Source organism: Azospirillum terrae (assembly GCF_053470425.1).
Genome location: NZ_JBPXMR010000040.1, coordinates 1 through 2,616 on the forward strand (window position 1 = coordinate 1; position 2,616 = coordinate 2,616).

Sequence of the window (2,616 nt, forward strand, 5' to 3'; positions counted from 1 at the left end):
TCCTTTAGACTAAAGCAACTAAATTACAAACTTTACGAAATTGGTTTATCTTCTTTAATTGTTTTCCATCCAATTGAAGAATGTTCCTATATCGTTCCATCGTCTTTTCACTTGTGGCATGGATTAATCTATGGACATCTTTATGCACAATTACAAGATTATTAAACTCATCTGTACCTCCCAAATGTCGGGGTAACTTATGATGACAGTGTACCTGATTAGATGTTAAAAATTCCCCTGTTACTGCACATATTCCTAATTGCATTGAGTACCTTGAAATTCTGTTATCTGCAATTTCTAGATTGTCCTTGCCGTAAGGTATTTTTAACATTTTGTTTATTTCTATGGCAACGTCAGCTCTAAGATTTTGATGAAGTTTAAGCCTTCCTTCATTTGTATAATTACAAATATCTTGACTGAAGTTCAGGGCATTCTTTGTTTGAATATCTCCTAATGGAAATAAATATGCACCAGCAATTTTATATGTTCTGAAATTATTCTTATGAAGTCTCTTGTATGTTTCTGATGGCTTTATAGGTTTTCCATATTTGCCAATTGGTTTTAGACGATTATACATGGTTTTCAATAGACGATAGGCTATTTCCCCAAAATCTTTATTGATATGAGTCGCAACCTTGAAGTAATTTTTTATTCCGAGAATATAAGCGTTATAATCCATGACAGTATGCGGTGTTGGCTTATTTTGGATTTCGCGAATTAAATATCTAAGTTTTTCTAGTATATTTTTCATCTTATTATCCATAACGTGTGTATTGGCAACGTATTTATTACGCTTGGTTACTGCTTTAAGAGAAAAACCCAGAAAATCAGATTTCCTCTTTCTAAGATTAGTAATCGCTGATTTCTCGGTTGATATATCAAGGTTTAGCTGATTTTTTAAGTATTCCTTGGTAGCGTGAAATATTTTGATAGCTGATTGATGAGAATTTGTGAAAATCTTAAAATCATCTGCATATCTAACGATATACATTTGTTTAAGATTCGTTTTCCTTAACGCTCTTGTCTTACTATTGGTCGCGTAAACATGTTTTGTTTTTAGGCATTCCCATTGGTTAGCTATCCACCAATCTAAGTCATTTAAAACAATGTTTGATAAAAGAGGAGACAGGATTCCTCCTTGCGGAGTTCCTCTAGTTGGAACACCAATACCTTTGATTGGTGCTTTTAGCATTCTCGAAACAATCGTTAAAACTCTTTTATCCCGTATTCCTATACTGTACATTTGTTTAATTAACTTTGAATGGCTCACGTTGTCAAAGAAACCTTGTATATCAATGTCTACTACATGATGCAACTTCACATTATTGACTAAGAACTGACATCTAGCCATTACATGATGAGTTGACCTATTTGGTCTAAAACCATATGAATGGTGATAAAATTGAGCTTCACATATTGGCTCTAATACTTGTTTGAACATCTGTTGAATTAGTCTATCTCTCATAGTTGGAATACCTAATGGACGCTTCTTTCCATTGGGTTTGGGTATCTCAACCCTTCGTACCGTTTGAGCTTTATAATTCTGTAATGCTTTTCGAATTTCCTCAATAAATTCATCAGCGTTTTCAATCTTGTATTGGTCAATCGTGATGCCATCAGTTCCAGCTGTTTTTGAACCTGTATTCGCTTTAATGTTCCGAAAGGCTAGTAAGATATTGTCTTTCGATATGATATGTTCATATAGCCTTAAACCCTTGGTAGCATTGTTTTTACTTCGCTCATAAAGGTCATCAAATATGTCTTGCATACCGTAATATTCTGCATGTCGTAAAGCTGTACTCACCGATGGATTGTTTCTCCTTCCTTGCGGAAAATCCCATCATCTTACTCGACCCTGTGAGTTTCATTTAGTTATGTTAGTTTTCAAAGAGAAGACTTGGGACTATCCCTCCACGTTCGTTACACGCTTCAACGGTACTGTATCCCTACTTTCGCAAGAGTAAAGTCACTTCGATTAAATAAATCATCTTATAGACACCATCCCGATAGTAGTCGTTTAATAGTGGATGTTTCTTACTTACAACGTTCCGATTAACCTAGCTTTACATATATCCGTAGGTGCTCACTTTAAGCCTGCCAACCTATATCCTCATTTGTTGGATATCCCGAAGTTCCTATACACTACTCGTACTTTCCGGTGTTTGACGCTGCGTTCGCAACATACGCCTTTCGAGCGTATTAATTTCTAGACCCGTACATTCGCAAGTTCGTCAGTCCAGTTGGACATTCTCGCCATAGATATTTTGTAGCATCCCGGCCTATCACAAACCATATTCTAGATAAGCAACTTAGGTCCATTTCAGCCGACTTTACCTAGCTTCATACACATTCTAACTACTATCATTATGTGCATGTAGGAGGATCAGATAACTCGCTTCAGCTCAACATGACGGCTTTCATTCCGAGTTTCAATTAATCAGTTATAATTGCTTAATAGCAATTCTCCTATTTCGTGCTTTGGCACTTATAAGGAAACGTTTCGCGCAGTACATAATTTCATAATCTTATTAAATGAGAACCAGCTACCTAACGGAAGGATTACAGATGGATTCATTATACTTTAATTTTTTTATAGCTCATTATTTCGTTTATATC

Annotated in this window: 1 protein-coding gene; it reads right to left on the minus strand. The window is 35.5% G+C overall.

Annotated elements, in window-relative coordinates; genetic code table 11:
* Window positions 1-4 precede the first annotated feature (4 nt).
* On the minus strand, window positions 5-1,768 hold the full coding sequence (gene ltrA / locus ACSVDD_RS29820) for a group II intron reverse transcriptase/maturase (protein WP_510167023.1): 1,764 nt from the start codon (window positions 1,766-1,768) through the stop codon (window positions 5-7).
* Window positions 1,769-2,616 lie beyond the last annotated feature (848 nt).

Excerpts from the sequence above, each read along its gene's own strand:
- ltrA (WP_510167023.1), bottom strand. The coding sequence starts at position 1,768 with ATGCAAGACATATTTGATGACCTTTATGAGCGAAGTAAAAACAATGCT.